Annotated in this window: 27 protein-coding genes; 15 read left to right on the top strand and 12 right to left on the bottom strand. The window is 72.0% G+C overall.

Going from position 1 to position 26,541, the window contains the following annotated elements; genetic code table 11:
* Positions 1 to 8: 8 nt before the first annotated feature.
* The 5 genes from AB0I21_RS09850 to AB0I21_RS09830 all read left to right on the top strand — a co-directional run bounded on the left by AB0I21_RS09850 (position 9) and on the right by AB0I21_RS09830 (position 5,059).
* On the top strand, positions 9 to 176 hold the full coding sequence (locus AB0I21_RS09850; protein WP_360559950.1) for a hypothetical protein: 168 nt from the start codon (positions 9 to 11) through the stop codon (positions 174 to 176).
* Positions 177 to 205: 29 nt separating this feature from the next.
* Positions 206 to 670: a DUF4442 domain-containing protein gene (locus AB0I21_RS09845; protein ID WP_360559949.1), complete on the top strand. Its 465-nt coding sequence runs from the start codon at positions 206 to 208 to the stop codon at positions 668 to 670.
* Positions 671 to 756: 86 nt separating this feature from the next.
* Entirely contained in the window at positions 757 to 2,232 is a 1,476-nt protein-coding gene (locus tag AB0I21_RS09840) for a glycoside hydrolase family 3 protein (protein WP_360559948.1), read from the top strand.
* A gap of 78 nt (positions 2,233 to 2,310) precedes the next feature.
* Positions 2,311 to 3,021 carry an LppX_LprAFG lipoprotein gene (locus tag AB0I21_RS09835; protein WP_360559947.1) on the top strand — a complete coding sequence of 237 codons (711 nt, stop codon included), beginning with the start codon at positions 2,311 to 2,313 and terminating at the stop codon, positions 3,019 to 3,021.
* 4 nt (positions 3,022 to 3,025) lie between these two features.
* Entirely contained in the window at positions 3,026 to 5,059 is a 2,034-nt protein-coding gene (locus AB0I21_RS09830; RefSeq protein WP_360559946.1) for an MFS transporter, read from the top strand.
* Between the two features lie 372 nt (positions 5,060 to 5,431).
* On the opposite strand, the gene AB0I21_RS09825 is transcribed toward AB0I21_RS09830, so the two are convergent.
* Positions 5,432 to 5,779, bottom strand: a complete 348-nt coding sequence (locus AB0I21_RS09825) for a DUF6401 family natural product biosynthesis protein (protein ID WP_360559945.1) — start codon at positions 5,777 to 5,779, stop codon at positions 5,432 to 5,434.
* A gap of 65 nt (positions 5,780 to 5,844) precedes the next feature.
* Entirely contained in the window at positions 5,845 to 6,045 is a 201-nt protein-coding gene (locus AB0I21_RS09820) for a PspC domain-containing protein (RefSeq protein ID WP_344501347.1), read from the bottom strand.
* A gap of 227 nt (positions 6,046 to 6,272) precedes the next feature.
* Here AB0I21_RS09820 and AB0I21_RS09815 point away from each other — a divergent pair, with 227 nt between their 5' ends.
* Genes AB0I21_RS09815 through AB0I21_RS09805 form a run of 3 tightly spaced genes read left to right on the top strand, consistent with a single transcriptional unit; the run spans position 6,273 to position 8,726 of the window.
* A complete protein-coding gene (locus AB0I21_RS09815) occupies positions 6,273 to 6,944 on the top strand; it encodes a CAP domain-containing protein (protein ID WP_360559944.1) in 672 nt (223 codons plus the stop codon).
* Between the two features lie 20 nt (positions 6,945 to 6,964).
* Positions 6,965 to 7,483 (top strand): hypothetical protein, encoded by a 519-nt coding sequence (locus tag AB0I21_RS09810; protein WP_360559943.1) that lies wholly within the window; start codon positions 6,965 to 6,967, stop codon positions 7,481 to 7,483.
* Between the two features lie 55 nt (positions 7,484 to 7,538).
* Positions 7,539 to 8,726 (top strand): esterase-like activity of phytase family protein, encoded by a 1,188-nt coding sequence (locus tag AB0I21_RS09805; protein WP_360559942.1) that lies wholly within the window; start codon positions 7,539 to 7,541, stop codon positions 8,724 to 8,726.
* Between the two features lie 28 nt (positions 8,727 to 8,754).
* On the opposite strand, the gene AB0I21_RS09800 is transcribed toward AB0I21_RS09805, so the two are convergent.
* Positions 8,755 to 9,078: a DUF6401 family natural product biosynthesis protein gene (locus AB0I21_RS09800; RefSeq protein ID WP_344501351.1), complete on the bottom strand. Its 324-nt coding sequence runs from the start codon at positions 9,076 to 9,078 to the stop codon at positions 8,755 to 8,757.
* Between the two features lie 105 nt (positions 9,079 to 9,183).
* On the opposite strand from AB0I21_RS09800, the gene AB0I21_RS09795 reads away from it, so the two are divergent.
* Positions 9,184 to 9,633: a DUF6328 family protein gene (locus AB0I21_RS09795; RefSeq protein WP_360559941.1), complete on the top strand. Its 450-nt coding sequence runs from the start codon at positions 9,184 to 9,186 to the stop codon at positions 9,631 to 9,633.
* 134 nt (positions 9,634 to 9,767) lie between these two features.
* Entirely contained in the window at positions 9,768 to 12,263 is a 2,496-nt protein-coding gene (locus tag AB0I21_RS09790; protein WP_360559975.1) for a glycoside hydrolase family 9 protein, read from the top strand.
* 83 nt (positions 12,264 to 12,346) lie between these two features.
* On the opposite strand, the gene AB0I21_RS09785 is transcribed toward AB0I21_RS09790, so the two are convergent.
* Genes AB0I21_RS09785 through AB0I21_RS09755 form a run of 7 tightly spaced genes read right to left on the bottom strand, consistent with a single transcriptional unit; the run spans position 12,347 to position 19,786 of the window.
* Positions 12,347 to 13,120, bottom strand: coding sequence for an SRPBCC domain-containing protein (locus AB0I21_RS09785; protein WP_360559940.1), 774 nt, complete (start codon positions 13,118 to 13,120; stop codon positions 12,347 to 12,349).
* Between the two features lie 6 nt (positions 13,121 to 13,126).
* The gene (locus tag AB0I21_RS09780) at positions 13,127 to 14,281 is read right to left on the bottom strand and encodes a VWA domain-containing protein (RefSeq protein ID WP_360559939.1); all 1,155 of its coding nucleotides are present in this window, start codon (positions 14,279 to 14,281) and stop codon (positions 13,127 to 13,129) included.
* Complete coding sequence (locus tag AB0I21_RS09775; RefSeq protein ID WP_344501355.1) at positions 14,268 to 15,134, bottom strand: MoxR family ATPase; 867 nt, start codon at positions 15,132 to 15,134, stop codon at positions 14,268 to 14,270. The genes AB0I21_RS09780 and AB0I21_RS09775 overlap by 14 nt, the downstream gene beginning before the upstream one ends.
* Positions 15,131 to 16,045 carry an XdhC family protein gene (locus AB0I21_RS09770; protein ID WP_360559938.1) on the bottom strand — a complete coding sequence of 305 codons (915 nt, stop codon included), beginning with the start codon at positions 16,043 to 16,045 and terminating at the stop codon, positions 15,131 to 15,133. The genes AB0I21_RS09775 and AB0I21_RS09770 overlap by 4 nt, the downstream gene beginning before the upstream one ends.
* Positions 16,042 to 18,411 carry an aerobic carbon-monoxide dehydrogenase large subunit gene (locus AB0I21_RS09765; protein ID WP_360559937.1) on the bottom strand — a complete coding sequence of 790 codons (2,370 nt, stop codon included), beginning with the start codon at positions 18,409 to 18,411 and terminating at the stop codon, positions 16,042 to 16,044. The genes AB0I21_RS09770 and AB0I21_RS09765 overlap by 4 nt, the downstream gene beginning before the upstream one ends.
* The gene (locus AB0I21_RS09760; RefSeq protein ID WP_344501358.1) at positions 18,408 to 18,893 is read right to left on the bottom strand and encodes a (2Fe-2S)-binding protein; all 486 of its coding nucleotides are present in this window, start codon (positions 18,891 to 18,893) and stop codon (positions 18,408 to 18,410) included. The genes AB0I21_RS09765 and AB0I21_RS09760 overlap by 4 nt, the downstream gene beginning before the upstream one ends.
* A gap of 2 nt (positions 18,894 to 18,895) precedes the next feature.
* Positions 18,896 to 19,786, bottom strand: coding sequence for a xanthine dehydrogenase family protein subunit M (locus AB0I21_RS09755; RefSeq protein ID WP_360559936.1), 891 nt, complete (start codon positions 19,784 to 19,786; stop codon positions 18,896 to 18,898).
* Between the two features lie 121 nt (positions 19,787 to 19,907).
* On the opposite strand from AB0I21_RS09755, the gene AB0I21_RS09750 reads away from it, so the two are divergent.
* Positions 19,908 to 20,753: a fused MFS/spermidine synthase gene (locus AB0I21_RS09750; protein ID WP_360559935.1), complete on the top strand. Its 846-nt coding sequence runs from the start codon at positions 19,908 to 19,910 to the stop codon at positions 20,751 to 20,753.
* Positions 20,754 to 20,902: 149 nt separating this feature from the next.
* Positions 20,903 to 21,976: a branched-chain amino acid aminotransferase gene (locus tag AB0I21_RS09745; protein ID WP_360559934.1), complete on the top strand. Its 1,074-nt coding sequence runs from the start codon at positions 20,903 to 20,905 to the stop codon at positions 21,974 to 21,976.
* Positions 21,977 to 21,980: 4 nt separating this feature from the next.
* Here the strand turns inward: AB0I21_RS09745 and AB0I21_RS09740 are convergent, their stop codons facing one another.
* Both AB0I21_RS09740 and AB0I21_RS09735 read right to left on the bottom strand, forming a co-directional pair.
* Entirely contained in the window at positions 21,981 to 22,988 is a 1,008-nt protein-coding gene (locus AB0I21_RS09740) for a hypothetical protein (RefSeq protein WP_360559933.1), read from the bottom strand.
* A 78-nt stretch (positions 22,989 to 23,066) separates the two neighbouring features.
* On the bottom strand, positions 23,067 to 23,663 hold the full coding sequence (locus AB0I21_RS09735; protein ID WP_360559932.1) for a VTT domain-containing protein: 597 nt from the start codon (positions 23,661 to 23,663) through the stop codon (positions 23,067 to 23,069).
* Positions 23,664 to 23,675: 12 nt separating this feature from the next.
* Here AB0I21_RS09735 and AB0I21_RS09730 point away from each other — a divergent pair, with 12 nt between their 5' ends.
* From AB0I21_RS09730 to AB0I21_RS09720, 3 genes are read left to right on the top strand one after another with little or no spacing between them, the layout of a single operon-like run.
* A complete protein-coding gene (locus AB0I21_RS09730; RefSeq protein ID WP_360559931.1) occupies positions 23,676 to 24,899 on the top strand; it encodes an MFS transporter in 1,224 nt (407 codons plus the stop codon).
* A gap of 59 nt (positions 24,900 to 24,958) precedes the next feature.
* On the top strand, positions 24,959 to 25,180 hold the full coding sequence (locus AB0I21_RS09725) for a hypothetical protein (RefSeq protein WP_360559930.1): 222 nt from the start codon (positions 24,959 to 24,961) through the stop codon (positions 25,178 to 25,180).
* On the top strand, positions 25,177 to 26,529 hold the full coding sequence (locus tag AB0I21_RS09720) for a hypothetical protein (protein ID WP_360559929.1): 1,353 nt from the start codon (positions 25,177 to 25,179) through the stop codon (positions 26,527 to 26,529). The genes AB0I21_RS09725 and AB0I21_RS09720 overlap by 4 nt, the downstream gene beginning before the upstream one ends.
* Positions 26,530 to 26,541: the final 12 nt, after the last annotated feature.

Here is a 26,541-nt window from a genome sequence, read left to right as displayed (position 1 = left end):
CGGCCAGCATGACGCTGCTGCACGTGTGGATCCTGCTCTTCGGCTTCGTCGGCACCCAGCTCGCGTGGACGCTGCGGCCGTTCGTCGGTGCGCCGCACGAGCCGTTCCAAGTGTTCCGGCCGATCGAGGGCAACTTCTACGTCAACATCATCCACACGATCGGCGAGCTCTTCTAAGTCTTGCTACCGGTCGGTAACCTCGGCGCATGACCGTTGATGCCAAGGTACTGGCGACCAACCTGATCTCCGCAGTCCCGTTCGCGCGCACCGTCGGAATCGAGATCACCGACGTGCGCGTGGACGGCGACGACATCAGCGCCACCGCCACGCTTCCGGACGAGGAGCGGCTGCACAACCACGTCGCCGGGCCGCACGCCGGCGCTATTTTCACGCTGGGTGAGACCGCGTCCGGCGCCGTCGTGATGGCGGCGTTCGGCGAGCACCTCGCGCTTGGCACCCCGCTGGCGGTGCGGTCCGACATCGCGTACCGCAAGCTCGCCGCCGGACCGGTCCAGGCCGTCGCCCGGCTCGGCCGACCCGTCAGCGAGGTGCTGGCGGAGCTGGCCGCCGGTGAGCGCCCCGAATTTCCCGTCACGATCGAGGTCACGAGGGCCGACGGCGCTGTCACGACCGAGATGACAGTGGTCTGGACCATCCGCCCCCATCGATGACCGGGCCGTTAACTACTGGAAGGTTTCTTGACTATTACGGAGCTGTGATGTGACCATTCTCGCCAGGCGCGAAGGGTGGTTGACGCATGGACGCAAGCACGGGGGACGACCTGGTCGGCATGGCGAACGCCGTGCTTCAGCCGGGATTCGTGGGCAAGGAGCCCCCGCCGTGGGTCCGCCGCCGCCTCGCCGAGGGGCTCGGCGGCGTCGTGCTCTTCGCTCGCAACGTCGTCGACCGTGACCAGGTCGCGGAGCTGACCGCGGCGCTGCGCGCCGAGCGCGAGGACGTCATCGTCGCCATCGACGAGGAGGCCGGCGACGTCACCCGCATCGATGCGCACAGCGGCAGCCCGTGGCCCGGCAACCTCGCCCTCGGCGCCGTCGACGACACCGCGCTGACCCGCGAGGTCGCCTGCCACATCGGCCGCGACCTCGCCTCGGTCGGCATCACCTTCGACTACGCGCCCGACGCGGACGTCAACTCCGACCCCAACAACCCCGTCATCGGCTCCCGCGCGTTCGGCGCCGAGCCCGAGCGCGTCGCCCGGCACACCGCCGCGTGGATCACCGGCCTGCAGGAAGCGGGCGTCGCCGCCTGCGCGAAGCACTTCCCCGGGCACGGCAACACCAGCGTCGACTCGCACCTGGACGTGCCGATCATCAAGGCCGGGCGGACCGACCTCGACGCGACCGAGCTGGTGCCGTTCCGCGCGGCGATCGCCGCCGGCGTGCGCGCCGTCATGAGTGCCCACCTGCGCGTCCCCGCGCTCGACCCGGACCTGCCGGCCACCCTCAGCCCGCGGATCATGACCGACCTGCTCCGCGGCGAGCTCGGCTTCGACGGCCTGATCGTCACCGACGGCATCGAGATGCGGGCGATCTCCGACCGCTACGGCTTCGCGCAGGCCACCGTCCTCGCGCTCGCCGCGGGCGCCGACGCGATCTGCGTCGGTGGCGACCACGCCGACGAGGAGACGGCCAACCTGCTCCGCGACGCGATCGTCGCCGCCGTGCGCTCCGGCGAGCTGCCCGAGTCGCGGCTCGCCGACGCCGCCGCCCGGGTCGCGCGGCTCGCCGCCTGGTCGTTGAACGCGTCCCGCACGCCGCCGGACCCGCAGGCGGGCGCCCTCGGGCTGTCCGCGGCCCGCCGGGCACTGCGCATCACCGCGCCCGACGCCACGTTCCCGCTCGCCGCGCCCGCGTACGTGATCGAGTTCCAGCCCGAGCTCAACTTCGCGATCGCCCCGGAGACGCCGTGGGGGCTCATCGCGCCGCTCGCCGAGCTGGTGCCCGACACCTCCGGGGTGCGGCTGTCCTCGGAGGAGGGCCTGCCCGACGCGCTGCGCTCGTCCATCGGTCGTCCGTTGCTGCTGGTGGTACGGGACCCGCACCGCTACCCGTGGATCACCGACGCGCTGAAGGCGTCCCTCGCCGTGCGCCCCGACGCGGTCGTGGTCGAGATGGGCGTGCCCGCCGCACCGCGGGGCGACCTGCACATCGCCACGTTCGGCGCGACGGCCGCCTCGGGCCGGGCGGTCGCGGAGCTGCTCGCGGGGCGCTAGACCTGTCGCTCGGTGACTTCACCGCTGCCCAGCGTCACGGCTCGCCCGTTGTTTCGTTGCGCGGTCTAGCATGCCGGTATGCCCCGCACTCGTGCTCTGCTGGCCGGTTTCACGGCCTTGCTCTTCGTCCTGACCGGCTGCACCAGCAAGTCCAAAGAGGACGACGCCGGGAAGGCGGATCCCAACCTGCCGGCCGCAGACGGGCTGCTCAAGGAGTCCGCGACCGCGATGGGCGGGATCACGTCCGCGAAGTTCCTCATCACCGCCGACGGCACCATCGCCGGCGTGGCGCTCAAGCGCGCCGACGGCGTGCTGACCAAGGAGGGCAACGCGCAGGGGACCGCCCAGGTCGAGCAGATGGGCGCGACGGTCGACATGGCCTTCACCATCGTAGGGCAGACCATGTGGCTGAAGGGTCCCACCGGCGACTACCAGCAGCTGCCGCTCGCCCTCGCGGCGTCGGTCTACGACCCGTCGGCGATCCTCTCGCCCGACCGCGGCATCGCCAAGGTCCTGGGCACCGCCACCAACGGCAAGACCGAGGCCACCGAGAGCGTCGACGGCCAGGAGGCCTACCGGGTCTCGACCGACAACTCCTCGCAGACCCTCGCCAACGTGGTGCCCGGCGTCACCGGCTCCGTGCCCGGCAAGTTCTGGGTCGCCAAGGACGGCAAGAAGCTGCTGAAGGCCGCGTTCACTCTGCCCGCCGTCGGCGAGGCCAAGGGCGGCACGGTCACCATCACGTTCAAGGAGTTCGACGCCCCGGTCACCATCGCCCCGCCGAAGTAAGCAGATGACGTCGACTGCGCCCGCCTCCGGGGGCGGGCGGCGGCGGCTCGCCGTCAGCGTGGGCGGGGTGGCGGTGCTGCTCGCCGCGCTCGACGCCTACGTGATCGTCGGGGTCCTCACCGACATCATGGACTCCCTGCACATCGCCGACACCCGGCTGGAGCGGGTCACCCCGGTCGTGACCGGCTTCCTGCTCGGATACGTCGCCGGGATGCCGCTGCTCGGGTCGCTCTCCGACCGGTTCGGCCGGCGGGCGCTGCTGGTCGCGAGCCTGCTCGGGTTCGCCGCCGGCTCCGCGCTCACCGCCGCGTCCGGCGTGCTCACGGCCGCCGCCTCCGGTGGCGAGATCTGGCTGCTCACCGGCGGCCGCACGCTGCAGGGCATCGCCGGCGGCGCGCTGCTGCCCGTCACCGTCGCCCTCGTCAGCGACCTGTGGCCCGACCGCGGCCGCCACCTGGTCCTCGGCAACATCGGGGCGGCGCAGGAGCTCGGCAGTGTCCTCGGCCCCCTGTACGGGGTGGCGGTCGCCGCCGCCCTCGGCACCTGGCGCGGCATCTTCTGGCTGAACCTGCCGCTCGTCGCGATCGCGATCGTCCTCGTCTGGCGCACGGTGCCCGGCGGCCCGCCGCGGTCGTCCGCCCCACGCAAGACCGACCTGGTCGGCGGGCTGCTCCTGGCGGTGGCGCTCGGCGCGGTGGTCGCCGCGCTGTACAACCCCGACCCCGAGCGCTCCGTCCTGCCCTCGTGGGGCTGGCCCGTCCTCGCCGGCGCCGCGGTCGTGACGGTGCTGTTCGTGCTGTGGGAGCGCCGGGCCCGCACCCGCCTGCTGGACCTGACCGGCGCCGCCAAGCTGCCGTTCTTCGCGGTCCTGGTGGCGAGCTGGTGCGCCGGCGTCGCCCTCATGGTCACGCTGGTCGACGTGGAGCTGGTCGCGCAGACCCTCCTGCGCAAGTCCGGCGTCGAGGCCACCCTGGTGCTGACCCGCTTCCTGGTCGCCCTCCCCGTGGGGGCGGTCCTGGGCGGCCTGCTGCTCCGCCAGTCCCGCCGGTCCGCCGTGCGTGACGTCCCTTCCGGCGCGGCAGCCCGCGACCTGGTCGCCACTCGCGCCGGCGAGGGCCGGCTCACCCCGGGCGGCCCGGACGCGTGGGACAGCCCCGCCCGCCCCGGCGCCGCCATGCTCGGCGCTGCCGAACTTCCGGCCGTGGACAGCCCCGATGCCGCCGATGCTGGTGCTGGTGCTGCTGCTGCCGGTGGCGCTGGCGGTGGTGGCGCAGGTGGTGGTGGCGCTGGTGGCGGTAGTGGTGGCGCTGGCGGTGGTGGCGCAGGTGGTGGTGGCGCTGGTGGCGGTAGTGGTGGCGCTGGCGGTGGTGGCGCAGGTGGTGGTGGCGCTGGCGGTGGTGGTGGCGCTGGCGGTGGTGGTGGCGCTGGCGGTGGTGGTGGCGCAGGCGGTGGTGGTGGCGCAGGCGGTGGTGGCGGCGCAGGCAGCGGTGGTGGGTCGGGTGCGGGGCGGGTGCGCGAGCGGGCGGTCGCCGTCGGTGGGCTCGTGCTGGCGGCGGTCGCGTATCTGCTCATCGCGGGCTGGCCGGAGGACGTGCTCGCCGCGCGGCACCTGGGGTTCCTGCCGCGGTTGGACACCGACCTGGCGCTCGCGGGGCTCGGGCTGGGACTGGTGATCGCTCCGCTGTCGGCGGCGGCGCTGCGGGCGACCCCGGCGTCGCAGCACGGGGTGGCCTCGTCGGCGGTGGTCGTGGCACGGACGATGGGCATGCTGATCGGGGTCGCCGCCCTGACGGCGTGGGGACTGCACCGGTTCCACGAGCTGACCGCGGACCTCGACTTCCCGCTGGTCTTCGGCAAGCCTGCCGAGGAGCAACGACGGCTGATGTCCGCGTACGCGAACGCGCTCCAGGACGCCCTGCGCACCGAGTACCGCGAGATCTTCCTGATCACCGCGGCCGTCTGCCTCGCGGGCGCCGTCGCGGCCGCGTTCATCGGCGGCCCACGCGAGCGCTCCACCCCGCCGCCCGGCCAGCAGTGATCCGGAAGAGGTTGTGCACCTGGGGCAGCGCAAGGTCTTCCGGATCACGGTTACGCCCCGCGGTGTGACCGGTGCCGTTGGCTGAGGACCGTGGCGCTGAGCATCGTGACGGGCGACGGCCGCAGGGCGGGTGCGCTGTCGTAAGGGTCCGGCGCCGCGTGTGGAGCGCGACCGCCCTGGTGTACGCCCGGCCCGGTGAACGCCCGGCCCGGTGAACGCCCGGCCCGGTGAACGCCCGGCCCCGGCGTGGGTGCCGGCTCGCGGTGATCCGGAAGAGGTCGTGCACGCAGGGCAGCACGAAGGCTTCCGGATCATGGTTGGGGGCCGGGATGGTGGCGGCGGGCAGGGCTGGGCGGGGGATGGGGAGTTTGGTCAGATGTGGCCGGCGGAGCGGGCCAGGGCGCAGATGGCGATGAGGCGGACCGTGGGCCACTCGGCCTTCGACCAGTCGAGCTCGGAGGTCGGTGGCAGCTGCCACTGGGCCTCGATGAGGGCGTCGCGGACGCCGGTGGCGTAGCTGGCGAGGGCGACGGCGTTCGGGCCGTGCTCCGGGTCGCCGAGGGCGTCGCGGACCGAGGCGGCGTGCTGGTCGACCGCGGCCTGGAGGCCGGCCGAGGTGGCGGCGGCCGCCAGGCCGGACTCGCCGAGCCAGGTCATCAGGCCGTTCAGGGTCGCGCGGGCGGCGGTGTGGCGGGTGGCTTCGGCGAGGTCTTTGAACATGCCTCCGAGTTCGACCGGTCGGCCGGCCGGTTGACCGGCGAACCCGGAGCGCACCCGTGCGGACCTCAGTTGTAACTGGGCGACTTCGACTCGTCGGGCATCAGGACCCACAGCACGATGTAGATCACGAACTGCGGGCCCGGCAGCAGGCACGAGATGAGGAAGATGAGCCGCATGACGTTGGGCGACATGCCGAACCGGCGGGCGAGGCCGGAGCAGACGCCGGCGATCCAACGGTTGTCCCGGGGCCTGACCAGAGTGGACATTGCTGCTCCTTCGACGGGCGGATCGTTGCTGTAGCTCAACGGTATGAATGCCCGGGGCCGCCGCCCTCCAACCTTTGACGGAACTTCGGCGGCCGGTCCACTAGGGACCCACCCGCACGGGTAGCCGGTCGGTTGCCGACCGTTGCGGGCCAGTTGACCTGCTCACGAGCGCTGTGAGGCACCCGATACCAACTCCGTCAAGCTCACCGACGGAAGGTTTTCCCATCGTGACCCGGTTCCCTCGCCGTGCCACCATCCTCGCCGCCGTGCTGCTCGCGGCGCCGCTCGGCTTCGCGCTCACCGCCACCGCAGCGACGGCCGCCCCCGCCGCCGCGCAGGTCGTCACCGCCGCCGGTGACGCGGTCGCGGGTGCGGACGTCGCTGCCGCGGTGTCCAAGAAGAAGAAAAAGAAGAAGAAGCCGACCGCCAAGAAGCCGACCACCACGCCGGCGAAGAAGCCGGTCACCACGCCCGCCACCGCGCCCACGACGCCCGTCACCAAGCCGGTGGAGAGCAGCTCGCTGGAGAGCGAGGTCGTGACGCTGACCAACAACTACCGCAAGGCCAACGGCTGCGGCGCCCTGCGCATCGACTCGCGGCTGGTCGCGGCGGCGCGCAACCACAGCACCGACATGGTGACGAACAACTTCTTCAGCCACACCGGGTCCAACGGCAGCACGTTCGTGCAGCGTGAGGTCGCCGCCGGGTACACCACCGGGGCGTCGGCGGAGAACATCGCCTGGGGCTACCGGTCGCCGCAGGAGGTCGTCACCGGCTGGATCAACAGCGAGGGCCACCGGGCCAACATCCTCAACTGCAGCAGCGTCGCGGTCGGTGTCGGTCTCGCGTACAAGGCGGACGGGACCCCGTACTGGACCCAGGACTTCGGCCGCGTCTGAAAACCGTGTAGAAACACTGCGTGACCATTCGTAAAGCCGTGCTGTCGGCGGGCGTCGTCCTGGCGCTCGCCGGCTGCGGCGACGACCCGGCGGGGCAGGGCAGTCCGCAGGACGCGAAGCGCAACGGCGCCGTCTACGACACCGCCGACATGTGCGGCATCGCCACCGACGACCAGCTCAAGGCCGCGCTCGGCGAGGCGCCGGGCACCAGGGAGCGCCGCGACACCGACTCGCTCAAGGCGTGCGCGGTCGACGGCGCCTCCGGCGACTTCTACCTGTTCCTGACGCTGGTCCGCCCCTCGTCGGGCGCCGCGCAGCAGGTGGCCTACGACAAGAACGCGGCGCAGGGCGCGAAGTCGATCGACGCGTCGACGTTCTCCGTCGCCGGCGACGGCGAGGCGTACGTGGAGGCCGCCAGCGGCGAGCTCGTCGTGCGCGTGTCGTTCGTGTACTACCAGGGCGGCGGCAGCATCACCGACGGGCCGGCCGTCGTCGCCCGGCTGCGCACGCTCCAGGAAGCGATCACCAAGAAAACGTAGGCCGATCACCGGAAGCACCTGGGTGGTTCACCCGGGCCGCTTAGCGTCGCGGCCCATGAGGAATCTCCGACGTGCCGGTGCCGGCCTGGGTATCGGCGTGCTGACGCTGGCCCTCGCCGCGCCGAGCGCTGAAGCGCACGACACCTACGGCCGCGCCACCCTGACCGGCTTCGCCGCGCTGCCGGCGACCACGTTCGTCTCCGCCAGCGACCCGTCGGGCTCGCTGCTGGGCGGCACGCCGTCCAACGGGATCACGCCGCCGTTCGCCGACCAGCCGGTCCAGGGCTTCAGCGGCATCGTCCAGCTTGGGGACGGCACGTTCGAGGTGCTCTCGGACAACGGCTACGGCAACAAGGCCAACAGCGCCGACTTCGTGCTGCGCATCCACCGGGTGGCCCCGGACTACGGCAACCAAACGGTGGACGTGGTCGGTGGCATCAACCTCACGGACCCGAACGGTCTCGTGCCGTTCGCGCTGACCCGCCCCGACCGGGTGCTCACCGGCTCGGACTTCGACGTCGAGTCGATCCAGCGGGCGAAGGACGGCACGTACTGGATCGGCGACGAGTTCGGCCCGTACCTGCTGCACTTCGACCGCGCCGGGCGGCTGCTGCAGGCGCCGATCCCGCTCGACGGGGTCCGCGCGCCGGAGAACCCGGCAGGCAACCCGAATTTGAACAGCAGCAAGGGCTTCGAGGGCCTCGCCCAGTCGCCCGACGGCCGGAAGCTGTACGCGCTGCTGGAGGGCGTCGTCGCCGGCGACGCGCCCGGCGGCCTGCGGCTCAACGAGTTCGACGTCGCGTCCCGCGCGTACACGGGCAAGCGCTGGATCTACCAGCTGGAGGACCCGGCCAACGCGATCGGCGACGCGATCGCCGTCGACGACGACCGCTTCCTCGTCATCGAGCGCGACAACGGCCAGGGCGCGACCGCGAAGTTCAAGCGGATCTACCTCGCCGACAAGCGCGACCGCAACCGCGACGGCAAGCTCGACAAGACGCTCGTGGCGGACCTCATGAACCTCGCCGACCCGCGCCACCTCGGTGGGGACACTGGCACCTTCACGTTCCCGTTCCAGACCATCGAGGACGTCGTCATCCTCGACGACAAGACCCTCGGCGTGGTCAACGACAACAACTTCCCGTTCTCCAACGGCCGCACGCCGGGTCAGCCCGACAACAACGAGTTCATCACCATCCGGCTGACGGACCCACTGCACGCCGACAAGCGCTTCCTGAAGTAAGCGCCTGAGGAGAGCAACAGGTAGGCGCCTACGAGGGGATCAGCGAGCAGACCGCCAGCAGGCGGAGCATCGCCCAGGTCGGGCGGGACCAGTCGTCGAGGGTCTCGCCCGCGTCCCTGGCGGCGTCGCGGATCGCCGCCGCGTAACCGGCGAGGGCCACCGGGTCGAGCAGCGTGCCACCGAGGGACTCGCGGACCGCGGCGGCGTGCTGGTCGACCCGCGCCAGCAGGTCGGGCCGCATGGAGACCGCCACACGGCCGGGACGCCCGACGGCGGAGGCGAGCTCGGCCAGCCCGGCCCGGGCGATCCACGCGCGTCGACCGGACGTCAACTCATCGAAGGGTGCGCTCACGTTCGCGACCATATGCCCAGCATGCAACCGGTCGCAGCCCCGACGCGCCGGGTTTGACCCGATCGCCAGTTTCGTTCTGGCGACCGGTTGGGTAAAAGAACCCGCATGGCCGATCGCGACGAGAGTCCCGTTGAGCGTTCCGACCGGAATTGGAACGAATTGCTGCAGGAGCTGCGGGTCGCGCAGACCGGCGTGCAGATCTTGTTCGCGTTCCTGCTGACGATCCCGTTCAACCAGCGGTTCGTGGAGATCACGGCCGTCCAGCGTGCAACGTACATCGTGACGCTGGTGCTCACCGCCCTGGCGACGCTGTGCCTGATCGCCCCGGTCAGCCATCACCGGATCCTGTTCCGCCGGGGGCGCAAGGAGCAGCTCGTCGAGTCGAGCGACACGCTCGCGCAGATCGGCCTCGTGTTCCTGTGGCTCTCCGTGGTCGGCGCCGTGTTCCTGGTGTTCGAGGTCGTCGTCGCGGTCTCGTGGGCGATCGCGGCGGCCGCCACGCTCGGGGTGTTGTTCGTGCTGGTTTGGTACGTGTTTCCCACCCTGAAACGCTAGGCAGCTTGAGTATTGACACCCTTGTGTGCGGTAAGACACAGTGGGAGCGCTCCCAATTCCCTTCCGCCACAAGGGGTGTCTGTGTGAAGCGCAAACTCTCGCTCGCCTTAGTCGCGGCGGTCCTGGTCGTGCCGATGACCGCGTCCGCCGCATTCGCCGATCCGGCCGAACAGCTCGTCAACGGCACCTTCGACAGCGGCACCGACCCGTGGTGGTGGACCGGCAACGCGCCGGCCTCCGTCGTGGGCGGGCAGCTGTGCGCGGCCATCCCCGCCGGGACCACCAACCCGTGGGACGCCATCATCGGGCAGAACGCCGTCAAGCTGCAGGCCGGCGAGTCGTACAAGCTCGCCTTCAAGGCCAGCGCCAGCACGCCGGTGACGATCCGGGCCAACGTCCAGCTCGCGGCGCCGCCCTACACCCAGGAGCTCTCCGCGGCGCCGGCCCTCACCGCGGCGCAGCAGTCCTACAGTTACACGTTCACCGCGGCGGCCGACACCGACGCGGGCCAGGTCGCGTTCCAGGTCGGCGGCAGCGCGACCGCCTGGACGCTGTGCCTCGACGACATCTCGTTGCAGGGAGGTGCTCCGCCGCCCGTGTACGTCCCGGACACCGGCCCCCGCGTGCGGGTCAACCAGGTCGGCTACCTCGCCGACGGCCCGAAGGCCGCCACCGTCGTCACCGAGGCGACCACCGGCCTGCCGTGGCAGCTGCGCAACGCCGCCGGCACGGTCGTCGCCACCGGCACGACCACGCCGGCCGGGGTCGACGCCACCTCCGGCCAGAACGTCCAGACGGCCGACTTCAGCGCGTACAGGGTGAAGGGCGCCGGATACACGCTGACCGCCGACGGCGAGACCAGCGTGCCCTTCGACATCGGGGTCAACGCCGCCTACGAGAAGCTGCGCACCGACTCGCTGTCCTGGTACTACACCCAGCGCAGCGGCATCGAGATCCTCGACAGCATCGCCCCCGGCTACGGCCGCGCGGCCGGCCACCTCGGCGTCGCGCCCAACCAGGGCGACACGGACGTCCCGTGCCAGCCGGGCCTGTGCGACTACCGGCTCGACGTGCGCGGCGGCTGGTACGACGCCGGCGACCACGGCAAGTACGTCGTCAACGGCGGCATCTCGGTGTATCAGCTGCTGAGCACCTTCGAGCGGACCAAGGTCGCCGCCGGCGCCCGCGCGGACAAGCTCGGCGACGGCTCGCTGCGCGTCCCGGAGCACGGCAACCAGGTGCCCGACGTCCTCGACGAGGCGCGCTGGGAGCTCGAGTTCATGCTGCGGATGCAGGTCCCGGCGGGCAAGCCACTCGCCGGCATGGTGCATCACAAGGTGCACGACGCCGCCTGGACCGGCCTGCCGCTCGACCCCGCCGCCGACCCGCAGCCGCGGGAGCTGCACGCCCCGTCGACGGCCGCGACGCTGAACCTCGCCGCGACCGCCGCCCAGGGCGCCCGGCTCTTCCAGCCCTACGACAAGGCGTTCGCCGCGAAGCTGCTCGCCGCGGCGAAGACGGCGTACGCGGCCGCGGTCGCCAACCCGGCCCGATACGCCCTCGTCACGGACGGCACCGGCGGCGGCGCGTACGACGACGACAACGTCACCGACGAGTTCTACTGGGCCGCGGCGGAGCTGTTCATCAGCACCGGCGAGAAGGTCTACCAGGACGCGGTCGTGGCGTCGCCGTGGCACACCGCCGACGTGTTCCGCCCGGAGGGCTTCGACTGGAAGTTCACCGCGACGGCCGGCCGGCTCGACCTCGCGACCGTGCCCAACGCGCTGGCCGACCGGGCGCGGGTGCGGCAGTCCGTTGTGGACGGTGCCCGCGGCTACCTGCAGACGCTGCGGGGCAACGCGTACAACATCGCCTACAACCCGTCCAACGGGAAGTTCGACTGGGGCTCCAACGGCCTGATCGTGAACAACCTGGCCGTCATCGCCACGGCGTACGACATCAGCGGCGACACGACGTTCCGCGACGGCGTCCTGACGGGCATGGACTACATCCTCGGCCGCAACGCGCTCAACCAGTCCTACGTGACCGGCTACGGCGAGCGGGCGTCGCACAACCAGCACTCGAGGATGTACGCCCACCAGCTCAACCCGGCGCTGCCCAACCCGCCGGCCGGGTCGCTGTCGGGCGGGCCGAACTCCTCGATCCAGGACCCGGTCGCGTCGAAGATCCTGCCGGGCTGCAAGCCGCAGTTCTGCTACCTCGACGACATCGAGTCGTGGTCGACCAACGAGATCACGATCAACTGGAACTCGGCGCTGTCGTTCGTGGCGTCGTTCCTGGCGGACCAGGGTGAGGGCGGCGCGGTCGCGAAGCAGCCGTGCACCGTCACCTACACCAAGGTCCTGGACCTCGGCGGCGTCTACATCGCCTCCGTGACGGTCCGCAACACGTCCCGCCAGACGATGAACGACTGGGCGCTGGGCTTCGCCTACACCGGCACGCAGAAGGTCGACCTCGCGGTCAACGGCACCGCGACGCAGACCGGCGCCTCGGTGAAGGTCAAGCCGTGGCAGAGCCGGCTGAAGCCGGGCGAGTCGACGACGATCCTGCTCGTCGGCAGGGTGGCGTGGGGCCCGAACGCGGCCCCGGCGGTCTTCACCTGCGGTTGATTGGGCGGCCGCATCGGATGGGGTGAGGAAAGGAGGGGCACCGGCCGCAACCCGGCCGGTGCCCCTTGCCCTGTTCAGCCCGTTCAGACCAGCCAGACGACCAGCGCGACGATCACCGCGACGAGGATGACGACCGGCACCGCGATCTTCACGATGTTGGTGGTCCCGGCGGTCTCCAGAAGGTTGACGGGTGCCGCCTCGGGCCCCTCGATGACGCGGACGGCCTGCTGCGCGGGTGCGGTCGTGACGCCGTTCGCGTCGGGGACGGGAGCGGTCGGCACGATCGCCTCGACCTGCTCGACGTGCTCGACCGAGGCAGGCGACTCCTCGGCGGAGGGCGACGTCCCGGCGGAGGGCGACGTCCCGGCGGAGGGCGACGTCCCGGCGGAGGGGGACGTCTCGGCGGAGGGGGACGTCTCGGCCAGCTGCGCCTCCAGGTTGGTGACGAACTGACCGAGCAGCCGGGTGCTGATGTCGCCGATCGTGCTGCGGCCCATCTGCGCCAAGGGCCCCGCGATCGTCAGATCCGTCTCGACGGCGACCTTCGTCGATTCGCCCTCCGCCGTCAGCACCGCCGTGACGAGCGCCGACGCGCGGCCCTTGCCGGACGCGTCGCGGCCGCGGGCGTCGATCACCGCCCGGTGCGCCGCGTCGTCGCGCTCCTTGAAGGTGGCCACGCCCGAGAACTGGGCGGTCATCGGGCCGACCTTCACCTTGACCTTGCCGTGGTACTCGTCCCCCTGCACCGACGTGAGCTGGGCGCCGGGCATGCAGGGGGCGATCCGCTCCAGGTCGGTCAGCACCGCCCAGGTCTCTTCGAGGGGCCGGTGGACGACGAACTCATTGGTGAGCAGCATTGACGGTCACGTCCTTCGAGATTGGCCTTCGAGCGCGGCCAGGAGGGGGTCGAGAGCGGTGAGGGAGTGGGCGCTGACCACCGCGTCGCAGTAGGGCCACGCGGCGGCCATGCCACCGACGAGGGGCCGGTAGCGGGGGCTCTGGGTCCGGGGGTTGACCCACACGATCCGGTGGGCGAGGCGGGACAGCCGGGCCATCTCGACGCCGACCTGCGCCGGGTCGCCGGTCTCCCAGCCGTCGGAGACGATGAGGACGATCGCGCCGCGGGCCATCCCACGGCGGCCGTAGCCGTCGTTGAAGGCCTTCAGCGCAGCCCCGATACGGGTGCCGCCGGACCAGTCGGGGGCGGCCTGGCCGGCGCGGGCGAGCGCGACGGCCGGGCGGGTGCGGGCGAGCACCTTCGTGAGTCGGGTCAGCCGGGTGGCGAACGTGAACACCTCGGCGCGCGAGGTGCCGGCCGCGCAGTACAGCAGCTGCAGCATCGCCCTGGCGTAGGGCTCCATGGATCCGGAGATGTCGCACAGCGCGACGAGCCGCCGCGGCAGCAGCCGGGGCTCCCGGCGCATCAGCCGCACCGGATGCCCGCCCGAGCGCCTGGCCCGCCGCAGGGTGGCCCGGAGGTCGACGGCGGCACCGAGCGGCCTCGCGCGCATGCGGCGGGTCCGGCGCGGCGGGGTGGCGACGGCGAGCCGCCGCATCAGGTCCTGCAGCGCCGCGAGCTCCTCGGGCGTCAGCGTGGCGAAGTCGCGGGAGGCGAGCCGCTCCGCCGCGCTGCCGACGGTGGCGACCGGGATCTCGACCTCGCGGGCGGGCGCCTGCGAGGAGGACGGCGACTCCGACGACGGGCCCGCGCTGGAGAAGCCGCCGGACCTGGTGGTCGTGGACGTGCCGGTGGCGTTGGGGTCGCCGCGGAAGTCGGCCGGGTCGTCGGCGTAGCCGCGGAAGACCGCGTCGAAGACCCGGTCGAGGATCTCGAACTGCTCGGGGTGGCAGGTCAGCGTCGCCCGCGCGCAGCGGTGCAGCTCCGCGGTGGTGGTGGGGGCGAGGAGCGTGACGGCGCGGGCGAAGCGCTCGCCGCGGTCCGGCCCGACGGGCAGGCCGGCGTCGTGCAGCGCCGCGCCGAAGGCGGCGACGAGCCCGGCGAGATCACCCCGTGGCAAGGTCCGCCAGACCCGTCCGGCGGGCCAGCTCCTCGTCCTCGCGGTACTTCAGGACGGCGCCGAGGGTCGCGCCGGCGGACTTCTCGTCCAGGGGCAGGCCCAGCAGGCGCAGCGCGTTGGCCCAGCTGATCGCCTCGGCGACGCCGGGTGGCTTGGTGAGGTCCAGCCCGCGCAGCCGCGACACCGCGCCGGCGACCTGGGCGGCGAGGAGCTCGTCGGCGCCCGGCACCCGCTGCCGGATGATCGCCGCGACCCGGTGCGCGTCGGGGTAGCCGATCCAGTGGTACAGGCAGCGCCGCAGCAGCGCGTCGTGCAGGTCGCGGGTCCGGTTGCTGGTCAGCACGACGATCGGCGGCACCACCGCGGTCCGCGTCCCCAGCTCGGGGATGGTCACCGAGCCCTCCGCCAGGAGCTCGAACAGGAACGCCTCGAACTCGTCGTCGGCCCGGTCGACCTCGTCGATGAGCAGCACCGCCGGGCGCGGCCCGGGGTGCTCGATCGCGGCGAGCAGGGGCCGGCGCAGCAGGTACTCGGGGGCGAACAGGTCCGCCTCCCGGGGCACCTCGCCGCGCGCCTCGGCGAGCCGGATCCCCAGCAGCTGGCGTGGGTAGTTCCACTCGTACAGGGCCTCGGCGGCGCTGAGCCCCTCGTAGCACTGCAACCGGATGAGCGGGGTGTCCAGCGACGCGGCGAGGGCGCCCGCGGCGGCGGTCTTGCCGACCCCGGGCTCGCCCTCCAGCAGGATCGGCTGGCCGAGCCGCACCGACAGGAACAGCGCCGTGGCGAGCCCCTGGTCGGCGAGGTAGCCCTGCTCGGACAGGCCGTCGACCAGCTCCTCGACCGAGGCCGTCACAGGTACCGGGCCGGGTTGTCGATGAACGCCCGCCGGCAGCCGGAGCCGCAGAAGTAGTACATGGTGCCCTCGTGCTCGTACTGCAGCGCGTCCGGCGAGATCGCCACGTCCATCGCGCAGATGACGTCCTTGGCGACCGCGACCTTCGAGGCGGCGGGGACCTGCAGCAGCGGAAGCTCGATACGACCGGGCGGCGGGGCGGTCTGCCGGGGCCGCTTGGAGATGACCTCGGCGAGAATGGACAGCGCGATCTCCGGCGCCGTCCGCGCGCCGATGTCCAGCCCGGCCGGCGCGTGGATGCGCGCCTTCTCCAGGTCGGTCAGCGGCAGTTCGCCGATGACCGCGAGAGCCCGCTTACGGCTGGCGACCAGCGCGATGTACGGCACGTCCGCCTTGACCGCCGCGGTGAGGGACTCGATCTCGTCGCGCCCGTGGGAGGCGACGACGACCGCGGACGCGTCCAGCGGCACCGCCGAAGCGGGCCCGCTGACCGCTTCCCAGCCGATGGATCGCGCGACGTCCACCATCGCGCGGGCGACGGGAGCCTCGCCTTGCACGTACACGAGCGGCGCCGGAATCATCGTCTCCAGGAAGATCTCGAGGGTCCCGCCGGACAGGCACGGGTTGGAGACGGTGAGCAGACCTTCCCGCTCGGACGTGACGTCAGAGCCGTCGGGCGTGATGCGCAGCAGCGTCGACTCGCCCGTCTCCAGCAGCCGGAGCCCCTGGAGACGGACGGTCGACTCGGCGCAGGTGCCACCGACGAACCCCTCCATCGTGCCGTCCGGCAGCACGAGGGCGCGGTCTCCCGCCTTGGCACTGGTCGGCCGCTCGGCCCGCACGACCGTCGCGAGGACGAACGGGGTGCGGTCGGCGCGCAACCGGTCGGCGCGATGAAGGAGGTCGGTCATGAGATGGCGAGGTCCGTTCGGATCGGGCGGCCCTGCGCGGCGCGCCACACGTTGGACGGGGTGAGGGGCATGTCGGCGTGCCGGACCCCGAGGGGCTTCAGCGCGTCGAGGACCGCGTTGACCACGGCGGCCGGCGAGCCGACCGTCGCGGACTCGCCGACGCCCTTGGCGCCGATCGGGTGGTGCGGCGACGGCGTGACCGTCTCGCCGAGCTCCCACGACGGGCACTCCAGCGAGGTCGGCAGCAGGTAGTCCATGAGCGACGCGCCGAGGTGGTTGCCGTCCTCGTCGAACGCCATGAGCTGCATGAGCGCCATGCCGATGCCGTCGGCGAGGCCGCCGTGCACCTGGCCCTCGACGATCATCGGGTTGATCCGCACGCCGCAGTCGTCGACGGCGATGAACCGGCGGACCTTGACCTGGCCGGTGGCCGGGTCGACGTCGACGACGCAGATGTACGCGCCGAACGGGTAGGTCAGGTTCGGCGGGTTGTAGACCGTCGTCGCGTCCAGGTGGCCCTCGACGCCCTCGGGCAACTCCAGGCTGGAGTGCGCGGCCATCGCGATCTCCTGGATCGTCTTGGCCTGGTCGGGGTCGCCCTTGACGAAGAACTTCCCCTTCTCCCACTCCAGGTCGTCCGGGGACACCTCGAGCATCGCCGACGCCACGATCCGGGCCCGGTCGCGGACCTTGCGGGCCACGATCGCGGTCGCCGCGCCGGAGACCGGCGTCGAGCGCGAGCCGTAGGTGCCGAGGCCGAACGGGGTCTGGTCGGTGTCGCCGTGCACGACGTCGATGTCGTCCGGCGAGATGCCCAGCTCCTCGGCGACGATCTGCGCGAACGTCGTCTCGTGGCCCTGGCCCTGCGTCTGCACCGACAGCCGCAGCACCGCCTTGCCGGTCGGGTGGACCCGCAGCTCGGCGCCGTCGGCCATGCCCAGGCCGAGGATGTCCATGTGCTTGCGGGGGCCGGCCCCGACGCCCTCGGTGAAGAAGCTGATGCCGATGCCCATGTACTCGCCGCGGCTGAGCTTGTCGGCCTGCTCCGCGCGGAGCTTGTCGTACTCGACCATGTCCATGGCGAGCCGGAGCGCGCGCGGGTAGTCGCCGGAGTCGTACTCCCAGCCGGTGGGCGTGGTGTACGGGAACTGCTCCGGCTTGAGCAGGTTCTTCAGCCGCAGCTCGGCCGGGTCCATCTTCAGCTCGAACGCCAGCACGTCGATCATGCGCTCGACGAGGTACGCCGCCTCGGTGATCCGGAAGGAGCAGGCGTACGCCACGCCGCCGGGTGCCTTGTTGGTGTAGACGCCGGTGACGTCGCAGGACGCCGCCTCCAGGTCGTAGGACCCGGTGAAGATGTGGAAGAAGCCGGCCGGGAACTTGGTCGGCTGGGCGGTGCCGTTGAAGGCGCCGTGGTCGGCGAGGACCTTGACCCGCAGGGCGCGGATCTTGCCGTCCTTCGTCGCCGCGATCTCGCCGCGCATGTGGTAGTCGCGGGCGAACGCGGTGGCCGTCAGGTGCTCGTTGCGGTCCTCCATCCACTTCACCGGCTTGCCGGTGACGATGGAGCCGACGATCGCCAGGACGTAGCCGGGGTAGATGCCGACCTTGCCGCCGAAGCCGCCGCCGATGTCGGGGGAGATGACCCGGATCTTGTGCTCCGGCAGGCCCGCGACGAGCGCGTAGACGGTCCGGTGCGCGTGCGGCGCCTGGGTGGTCGAGTAGATCGTCAGCTTGCCGCTGACCTTGTCGAAGTCGGCGACCGCGCCGCACGTCTCCAGCGGCGAGGGATGCACCCGCGGGTACAGGATGTCCTCGCCGACCACGACCTCCGACGAGGCGAAGACCGCGTCGGTCTTCTCCGCGTCGCCGGCGGACCAGTCGAAGATGTGGTTGTCGGTCTTGCCCTCCTTGTCGTCCCGGATGACCGGGGCGTCCGGGGCGAGGGCCTGCTTCGCGTCCGCCACGACCGGCAGCGGCTCGTACTCGACCTCGATGAGCTCGAGCGCGTCCCGCGCGATGTAGTGGTTCTCGGCGACGACGAAGGCGACCTCCTGGTTCTGGAAGCGGACCTTGTCGGTCGCGAGCACGGCCTGCGTGTCGTAGGACAGGGTCGGCATCCACGCGAGCTTCAGCGTCTCCAGGACGGCACCCGTGATGACGGCCTTGACGCCCGGCAGCGCCTCCGCCGCGCTCGTGTCGATCGAGACGATCTTCGCGTGGGCGTACGGGCTGCGCAGGAACGAGCCGTGCAGCATGCCGGGCAGGTTGACGTCGTCGACGTAGTTGCCCTTGCCGCGCACGAACCGCGCGTCTTCCTTGCGGTGCATGCGGCCGAAGCCCATGGGGGTCTCGGTCACGGTCATGACGTCACCTCGGCCTTCGCTGCAGCCTCGTGCTCCGCCGCCCAGCGGACCGAGCGGACGATGTTCTCGTAACCCGTGCACCGGCAGAGCTGGCCGGAGATCGCCTCGCGGATCTCCTGCTCCGACGGGTCGGGGTTCTTGTCGAGCAGGCAGCGGGCGGTGAGCATCATGCCGGGGGTGCAGAAGCCGCACTGCAGGCCGTGGCACTGCACGAAGCCCTGCTGGACCGGGTCCAGGCCGTCCGCACGCTCGAGCCCTTCGACGGTGCCGACCTGCTTGCCGTCGGCCATCACCGCCAGGACGGTGCAGGACTTGACGGGCACGCCGTCCAGGGTCACGGTGCACACGCCGCAGTTGGACGTGTCGCAGCCCCAGTGCGTCCCGGTGAGGCCGAGCTCGTTGCGCAGGAAGTGCACCAGCAGCAGCCGGGGCTCCACGTCGCGGGTGTGGCTTTCGCCGTTCACCGTCACGGTGATCTGCATGATCAGGCCTCCTGCCCACGCGCGCGGGCGGCCGCGGCGCGCAGCGCGCGCACGGTCAGCTCCCCCGCGAGGTGGCGCTTGTAGTCGACCGGTCCGCGCTGGTCGGCGACCGGGTTGCTGTGCTCGGCGGCGATGCGCCCCGCCTCGGCGAAGCTCTCCTCCGTGGCGGGCTTGCCGACGAGGTACGCCTCGGCCTCCGCGGCCCGGAAGTGCTCGGCGCCCACGGCGGCCAGGCCGATGCCGACGTTGCTGACGGTGCCCGCGGCGTCGGTCCAGATCGCGGCGCCGGCGGCGGCGACCGCCCAGTCACCGACGCGGCGCTCGACCTTCGTGTACGCGGAGCCGCCACCCGGGCGGATCGGCACGCGCACCTCGGTGAGCAGCTCGCCGGCCTCGACGACCGTCTCGTAGGGCCCGACGTGGAACTCGGTCAGCTTCACGGTGCGCGACCTCTGAACACCATTCTGGGCACCCTGGATCACGACCGACGCGTCGACCGCGGCGAACGCGGCGGAGAGGTCCTCGGCCGGGTCCGCCTGGCACAGCGACCCGCCGACGGTGCCTCGGTTGCGCACGATCGGGTCGGCGATCACCCGCTCCGCGTCGCGGAAGATTCGGTAGTGCTCCTCGACGAGCGCGGAGTCGAGCAGCTCGGCGTGCCGGGTCAGCGCACCGATTCGCAGCTCGCCGCCCTCGACCCGGATGTAGGACAGCTCGCTGACGTCGTTGATGTCGATCAGCGCGGTCGGCCGGGCCAGCCGGAGCTTCATCATCGGGATCAGGCTGTGACCGCCGGCGATGACCCGGGCGTCCTCGCCCCACTGGGACAGCAGTTCGAGGGTCTGGCTCACCGTCGTCGCTTTCGCGTATTCGAATGCGGCGGGTACTTGCATCGCGCCTCCGCGTGAGGAGTGTCGTTCGGGCACCAACGGGACGATGTTCGTCCTAAAGGCGACATTGAACAACACCCGGTGACAAAAATTCTTCTCGTGAACTGTAACTACGGTGTGATCCATGGGTCGTCAGAAGCGTGGGTCCGGCATCGTCAGTGAGATCGACGGCGGTGTCGCCGAGCTGCTCCCCGACGACGGGCGGCCGGGCCGGTGGACGCTGCTGGTCGACGGCTATCCGCAGTCGGCCGTCGACCTCGACGACCCGAGCCGGCTGGACTTCGAGTACATGCGCCGCCTCGCCTCGATCGTCGACGGGATCGCACCCGCGCGCACCCCGCTGTCGGTGCTGCACCTCGGCGGTGGCGCGCTGACGATGGCCCGTTACGTCGCCGCGACCAGGCCCGGCTCCTCGCAGCGGGTCGTCGAGCTCGACGCGGCGCTGATCGACCTGGTGCGGCGGGAACTCCCCCTGCCGCGCGGCGCCGACATCCGGGTCCGCGCCATGGACGCGAGAGCCGCTGTGGAGTCGATGTCCGGCGGCCGCTTCGACCTCATCATCACCGACGTCTACCGCGGCGCCCGGGTGCCGGCGCACCTCGCGTCGCTGGAGTTCGTCACCGCCGCGGCCCGGCTGCTGCGCCCCGGCGGCGTGTACGCCGCGAACCTCGCCGACGGCACCGGCCTGGCGTTCGCGCGCGGCCAGGTCGCGACGCTGCGCCGGCTCTTCGCGGACGTGTGCCTGCTCGCCGAGCCGGCCGTGCTGCGCGGCCGCCGCTTCGGCAATGTCGTGCTGGCCGCGTCGGCGGCCCCGCTCCCCGTCGCCGGCTTCGCCCGGGCGGGTGCCGGGGACGCGTTCCCGGCGCGGCTCGTGCACGGCGACGACCTGGACCGTCTCGTCGCCGGCGCCCGCGTGGTGACCGACGACGTCGCCACCCAGTCGCCCCTGCCCCCGAAGGACCTATTCTGAAGCGACCACCGCTGAACCACCACCGCTGAACCACCACCGCGGAATCACCACCGCTGAAACCACCGCCGCGGAATCACCGCCGTTGAAGCTACCGCCCAGTCCCCGGGAAGGAGCTTAGGCATCGTTCAGTGAGCGAATACAGTCGCGGGATGCTCGAATTCGCCACCGTCGCCGCCACCCGCCGTTCTGCCGCGGAGCGCGCCGCCCTGATGAGCGACCCCGGTTTCGGTCGCGTCTTCACCGATCACATGGTCACCGTGCGGTATGCCGACACGAAGGGCTGGTATGACGCGAAGCTGGAGCCGTTCGGCCCGCTCGCGCTCTCGCCGGCGACCGCCGCCCTGCACTACGGGCAGGAGATCTTCGAGGGTCTCAAGGTCTACGCCCAGCCCGGCGGCGGCGTCGCGTTCTTCCGCCCGGACGCCAACGCCCGCCGGCTCAACGTCACGGCGGAGCGCCTGGCGATGCCGCGGCTGCCCGAGGAGCTCTTCCTGCGGTCGCTGCGGGTGCTCGTCGAGGCGGACCGCGACTGGGTGCCGACGAGCGAGGGGCAGAGCCTCTACCTGCGCCCGTTCATGATCGCGACCGACCCGTTCCTCGGGGTCCGGCCGTCGTCGGAGTACCTGTACGCCGTCATCGCCTCGCCGGCCGGCGCCTACTTCGCCGGCGGCGCGAAGCCCGTCACGATGTGGGTCTCGCAGGAGTACTCGCGGGCCGCGCCCGGCGGCACCGGCGCCGTGAAGACCGCCGCCAACTACGCCGCCAGCCTCCGCGCGCAGGCGCAGGCCCAGGAGGCCGGCTGTGACCAGGTGGTGTTCCTCGACTCGGTCGAGCGCCGGTACATCGAGGAGGCGGGCAGCAACAACCTGTTCTTCGTCTACGACGGCGAGCTGGTGACCCCGCCGCTCAACGGCTCGATCCTGCCGGGCGTCACCCGCGACTCGGTGCTGCGCCTCGCCGCCCACCTGGGCTACACGGTCACCGAGCGCCCGTACGGCCTCGACGAGTGGCGCGACGACGCCCGCTCCGGCCGGCTGAAGGAGACCTTCGCCAGCGGCACCGGCGTCGTCATCAGCTCGATCGGCACCGCCCGCACCACCGACGGCGAGTTCGCCATCGCCGGCGCGGTCGAGGGCCCCTTCACCGCGAAGATCCGCGACACGCTCGTCGGCATTCAGCGCGGCACCGAGGAGGACCCCTTCGGCTGGCGGCTGCCCCTGTAGGCGGTCAGATCATCGACAGGTGCACGTGGTTGGTGTGGTCGCTGGACGGGTCGCCGTTGCCGCCGCTGTACGAGTGCCAGCCGGCGGCCGGCGTCCACACCTGGCGGAACCAGATCACGTAGAGCACGCCGAGCGCGCTCGCGTTCTTGACGAAGTAGGCGGCGAGGTTGGTGCCGTAGGTCTTGTCGCCGCCGCTGGCCACCCCGCCGAAGCCGCCCGACTGGGCGGCGAAGTCGCAGGCCCGGCCCTTCGGATGCTCATACGGTCCGGAGGGCCGGAAGCACGAGTAGTAGCGCGTGAAGCCGGCCTTCTGGGCCTCCTTCACCGCGTGGATCATCCGGGGAGTGATGCAGCCGGTCGTGGTCGGGTCGTCGATGATGCAGTTCTCTTTCGGCCACGAGCCGTTGGCGTTGCGCGGGGCCGGGGTCGCCAGCGGTGAGTTGACGTTGACGTAGCCGTTGGCCCGGCCGCCCATCTTCACCAGCGCCGCCTCGGCGTCCTTCTTCTTCTTGGCCATGATGTCGGTCTGCGCCTGCTGCTGCGCGACCTCCGCGTCGACGGCCTTCTTCGCCTCGCCGAGCTCCTTCTGCAGCTTCGTCAGCTGCCCGATCTTCCGGTCGTTGTACCGGGCGACCGTGTTGACCATCATCGTGCGCTCGATGAAGGACTCGGTCGATTCGCTCTGGATCAGCGCCGCGGTGGTGCGGATGCCGCCGCTGCGGTAGGCGGCGCCGGCGATGATGTTGACCTCGGCGAGGATCACGTCCAGCTCGGCCTGCATGGCGGCGACCTTCGTGGTGAGCTCCGCCTGGCGCTGCTTGGAGACCTCCAGGATGCCCTGGGCGTCCAGGAACTCGCCGTTGGCCTTGTCCAGCAGCTCACCGAGGGTCATGTTGGCGCTGCCCTCGTCGGGGGCGGCCGTCGGGTCGCCGGGCGCCGCGCCGGCCGGCACCGCCCAGCCGCCGACCACGATGAGCGCCGCGAGGAGCGAGGCGATGATGCGCTTGCGCAACGGAGTCCCTTCCGGGGGCTGGTCAGCCGTCAGATTACCGACTGTCACCCGGAAGCACAGGACCGAGAACGCGTCCGATCAGTTACCGACAGTGGCCATGCGGCGGGTCGTGAAGAGCGCCACCCAGCCGAACGTGAGGCCGAAGCCGATGGTCGCGACCGTGGTCAGGTTGCCCGTGGGGAGCAGCCCCGACAGCCGGGTCGCGAGCACGCCCAGCCCGACGTAGAGCCCGCCCCACAGCGCGGAGCCGAGCGCGGCGGAGCGCAGGAACCGCAGGTACGGCATCCGCAGCCCGCCGGCCGCGAGCGGCACCAGCGTGTTGAGGAATGGCAGGAACGGCGCGGTCACCAGGATGCGGCTGCCGCCGGTGCGCACCACGTGGTCGGCCTTCGCCCAGCGCGCCTCGCCGATCCAGCGGCCGAACCGGCCCTCGCGCAGCCGCTGCCCGAAGGCCCAGCCGGCCAGGAAACTCAGTGACCAGCCGGCGAGGCAGCCTGCGATGATCCAGCCGAGGCTGCTGACCGGGTCGGCCGCGCCGGCCGTGGTGAGGATGGCGACGTCGGCCGGGATCAGGATGCCGAGCAGCGGGATGGAGTCGAGCAGCATGACGAGCCCCAGCGCCAGCCCCAGCAGGGCGGCGGGCAGGCTGTACAGCGGTTCGAGCCACTCGGTCATGTGGATGAAGGTATGGCCGCGCGGATAAGAGACGCATCAGGGAGCGACCCCGAGACAACCCCGAGGGGTCTGGGTGTCCTTCTCGGGGCGCGCGGCATCTCGTACGCCGGCGACACCCTCAGCATGGTCGCATTGATGCTGCACGTCGCCGGCGCGACGGGTCAGGGGCTCGCGGTCGCCGCGCTGCTGCTCGCCGGCGACTTCGTGCCGTCGCTCGTCGCGCCGTTCGCGGGGACGCTCGCCGACCGGTTCGACCGGCGCCGGCTGATGATCGGCTGCGAGCTCGCCCAGGCGCTGGCGGTCGCCGCGATCGCGCTGTTCCTGCCGTCGCTGTGGCTGCTGCTGGCGCTCGTCGCCGCCCGGGCGGTCGCCGGTCAGGTCTTCCAGTCGGCGTCGCGGGCGGCGGTGCCGTCGCTGGTGCCGGCCGAAGGGCTCGCCGCCGGCAACGCCCGCCTCGGCCTGGTCACCAACGTCGCCGAGCTCGCCGGGCCGCTGCTCGCCGCCGCTCTGCTGCCGTGGCTCGGCACCCGCGGCGTGCTCGCCGCCGACGCGGCGTCGTTCGTGGTGTCGGCGGCCCTGCTGACCCGGCTGCCGCGCATCCGGGCGTCGGTGCCGGAGGCCGGGTCGCTGTGGAAGGGCGCCCGGACCGGTCTGGGGTATCTGGCCCGGCACCGGACGGTCCGGGTCGTCGCGCTCGGCTTCTGCGCCGTCGTCCTGTGTACGGGCGTCGACGACGTCGCCCTCGTCGTGCTCGCCAAGGACGACCTGCGGGCGGGCGACTCCGTGGCGGCGCTGCTGCTCGGCGCGGTCGGCTTCGGCCTCACCGCCGGCTACGCTCTGCTCTCGGGGCGCGCCGGCCGGGCGCGGATGACCGTGCTCTTCGCCGCCGGCCTCGCGGTCAGCGCCGCCGGCAACCTCCTCACCGGCGCGTTCGCGCACGTCGCGGGGGCCGCCGCGGTGGTGTTCGCGATGCAGGCCGCGCGCGGGATCGGCATCGCCGCGATCGACGTGGGCTGCAACACGCTGCTGCAGCGGCTCGTGCCGGACGCGCTGCTCGGGCGGGTCTTCGCCAACCTGTACGGCGCCGTCGGGGCCGCCGCCGCGCTGTCCTACGTGGCCGGCGGCCTGCTGATCGACGCCGCCGGCGCCCCGGCGACGCTGATCGTCGCCGGGGCCGGTGGAGTGACGTGTGCCTTACTCACCGGGGTCGCCCTGCGGGGTCGGCGCGTCGATTGAGGATATCGACGCGTCCTTTGCTAGCGTCCCCGCTAGCAAACGGCTAGCAGGAGTGTGGGTTGGAACTGACAGACAACGCGGTGGCGATGCCGCCGCAGCGCGCCCGGTCCGAGCGGGTGCAGCTCAACACCCGGGTCAGGGTCGAGATCGAGCAGACCCTGCAGCGCTTCGTCGAGGACCACAACACCACGGTGCAGAGCTCCGTGGACCTCGCGCTGGCCGAGTTCCTCGCGGCGCGGGGTTACCCGCTGCCGGCAACGGATGACAGGAGAAACCGGTGACCGCACCGGACGCCCACCGCACCTCACGACCCGGAATCGTCGAACTCGACGCCGACCTGCAGCGCACGGTCCGGCGCACGTCATACATGCGGCAGCTGTTCTACTTCGTGGTGCTGCTGGTCGCCCTCGCCGGGCAGGTGTCCGGGGCGGTCGAAGCGCTCGGCATCCCGCTGCTGTGGGCCGTCCCGGCCGTCGGCGCGCTCGAGCTGGGCGGCATCGTGGTCCTGGCCAACGCCGACGTGCGGCGCCGGCTCGGCGAGCGGGCGACGGCCTCCCGGGTGCTGTCCGCCGCCATCGCCGGCTTCGCGGTCGCCTTCAACTGGCTGGCGCACGAGAACAAGCTGCTCGCCGGCTTCTTCGCGGGCATGTCCGCGCTGGGCTACCTGGTGTGGCTGATGCACACCGAGAACCAGCGCCGCGACCGGCTGCGGGCCACCGGCGACCTGCCGCCCACGACGCCGGCGTACGAGGTGGTCGGCCACTGGATCCGGCACCCCTGGATGACCCTGCGCGCGAAGAACCTGGCGAAGGCCGACGACAGGCTCGGGCTCTACACGTCATTGGCCGCGGCCCGCGCGGAGAAGCGCAAGGAGGTGCGCACCAAGGCGATCGCCAAGGTGCTGCACCGCAAGATCCGCGCCGCGGTCGACCCGACGACGGCGGACATCGCGGTCGCCGTCTACGACCTGGACGAGATCGCCGTCCGGCTCGCCGACGGCGCCGACTACGACGGGCTCACCGCGCTCATCGCCGCCGACCTGGCCCCGGCCCGTCTCGCGTCGGACGCCCAGGTGATCTCGGTCGTCGACGAGCCGGCGCGGCGCCCCGTGCTCGCGGAGGCCCTGGTCAACAAGCCGGCCGAGGAGCCCGCCGAGGAGCAGCTGACCCTGCCCGAGGCGCCCGAGGTCGCCGAGGCGCCTGAAGCGCCCGCCGCCGCTCCCGTTCCCGCGGCTGAGCCGCGGGAGCCCGCCGCCTCGCCGCTGGGTGAGTGGCGCGGCGAGATCGCCGAGATCCTCCCGCCGCCGACGCCCCGGCGCCCCCGCGGCCAGTCCAAGGTGACGACCACCGTCGACATCGCCGAGGAGCCCACGCTGACGCCGACCAGGTCGATCCGGGAGGGGTCGCTGCGCAGCCAGGTGCACGCGGCCCTGCACGAGCACGTCCCGGACAACGACCCCCGCGACACGATGGCCCTGACCTCGTTCGTCGGGGACCTCCTCGAGCTCAACGACGTGGAGCGGCTGACCGCGTCCAACTACGTGCGCACCTGGAAGCGCGAGGTCGACGCCGGCCGCCGGTCCTCGGTCAACGGCCGTCACCTGCAGGACGTCGTCCCCACGAAACGCTGAACATCGGCCCCC

The sequence above is a fragment of the Dactylosporangium sp. NPDC050588 genome, assembly GCF_040654975.1.
GTDB classification, from domain to species: domain Bacteria; phylum Actinomycetota; class Actinomycetes; order Mycobacteriales; family Micromonosporaceae; genus Dactylosporangium; species Dactylosporangium maewongense.
This window is presented reverse-complemented; position numbering and strand designations above follow the sequence as displayed.

Excerpts from the sequence above, each read along its gene's own strand:
- AB0I21_RS09850 (WP_360559950.1), top strand. The coding sequence starts at position 9 with ATGACGCTGCTGCACGTGTGGATCCTGCTCTTCGGCTTCGTCGGCACC.
- AB0I21_RS09845 (WP_360559949.1), top strand. The coding sequence starts at position 206 with ATGACCGTTGATGCCAAGGTACTGGCGACCAACCTGATCTCCGCAGTC.
- AB0I21_RS09840 (WP_360559948.1), top strand. The coding sequence starts at position 757 with ATGGACGCAAGCACGGGGGACGACCTGGTCGGCATGGCGAACGCCGTG.
- AB0I21_RS09835 (WP_360559947.1), top strand. The coding sequence starts at position 2,311 with ATGCCCCGCACTCGTGCTCTGCTGGCCGGTTTCACGGCCTTGCTCTTC.
- AB0I21_RS09830 (WP_360559946.1), top strand. The coding sequence starts at position 3,026 with ATGACGTCGACTGCGCCCGCCTCCGGGGGCGGGCGGCGGCGGCTCGCC.
- AB0I21_RS09825 (WP_360559945.1), bottom strand. The coding sequence starts at position 5,779 with ATGTTCAAAGACCTCGCCGAAGCCACCCGCCACACCGCCGCCCGCGCG.
- AB0I21_RS09820 (WP_344501347.1), bottom strand. The coding sequence starts at position 6,045 with ATGTCCACTCTGGTCAGGCCCCGGGACAACCGTTGGATCGCCGGCGTC.
- AB0I21_RS09805 (WP_360559942.1), top strand. The coding sequence starts at position 7,539 with ATGAGGAATCTCCGACGTGCCGGTGCCGGCCTGGGTATCGGCGTGCTG.
- AB0I21_RS09795 (WP_360559941.1), top strand. The coding sequence starts at position 9,184 with ATGGCCGATCGCGACGAGAGTCCCGTTGAGCGTTCCGACCGGAATTGG.
- AB0I21_RS09790 (WP_360559975.1), top strand. The coding sequence starts at position 9,768 with ATGACCGCGTCCGCCGCATTCGCCGATCCGGCCGAACAGCTCGTCAAC.
- AB0I21_RS09785 (WP_360559940.1), bottom strand. The coding sequence starts at position 13,120 with ATGCTGCTCACCAATGAGTTCGTCGTCCACCGGCCCCTCGAAGAGACC.
- AB0I21_RS09770 (WP_360559938.1), bottom strand. The coding sequence starts at position 16,045 with ATGACCGACCTCCTTCATCGCGCCGACCGGTTGCGCGCCGACCGCACC.
- AB0I21_RS09765 (WP_360559937.1), bottom strand. The coding sequence starts at position 18,411 with ATGACCGTGACCGAGACCCCCATGGGCTTCGGCCGCATGCACCGCAAG.
- AB0I21_RS09760 (WP_344501358.1), bottom strand. The coding sequence starts at position 18,893 with ATGCAGATCACCGTGACGGTGAACGGCGAAAGCCACACCCGCGACGTG.
- AB0I21_RS09755 (WP_360559936.1), bottom strand. The coding sequence starts at position 19,786 with ATGCAAGTACCCGCCGCATTCGAATACGCGAAAGCGACGACGGTGAGC.
- AB0I21_RS09750 (WP_360559935.1), top strand. The coding sequence starts at position 19,908 with ATGGGTCGTCAGAAGCGTGGGTCCGGCATCGTCAGTGAGATCGACGGC.
- AB0I21_RS09745 (WP_360559934.1), top strand. The coding sequence starts at position 20,903 with ATGCTCGAATTCGCCACCGTCGCCGCCACCCGCCGTTCTGCCGCGGAG.
- AB0I21_RS09735 (WP_360559932.1), bottom strand. The coding sequence starts at position 23,663 with ATGACCGAGTGGCTCGAACCGCTGTACAGCCTGCCCGCCGCCCTGCTG.
- AB0I21_RS09730 (WP_360559931.1), top strand. The coding sequence starts at position 23,676 with ATGGCCGCGCGGATAAGAGACGCATCAGGGAGCGACCCCGAGACAACC.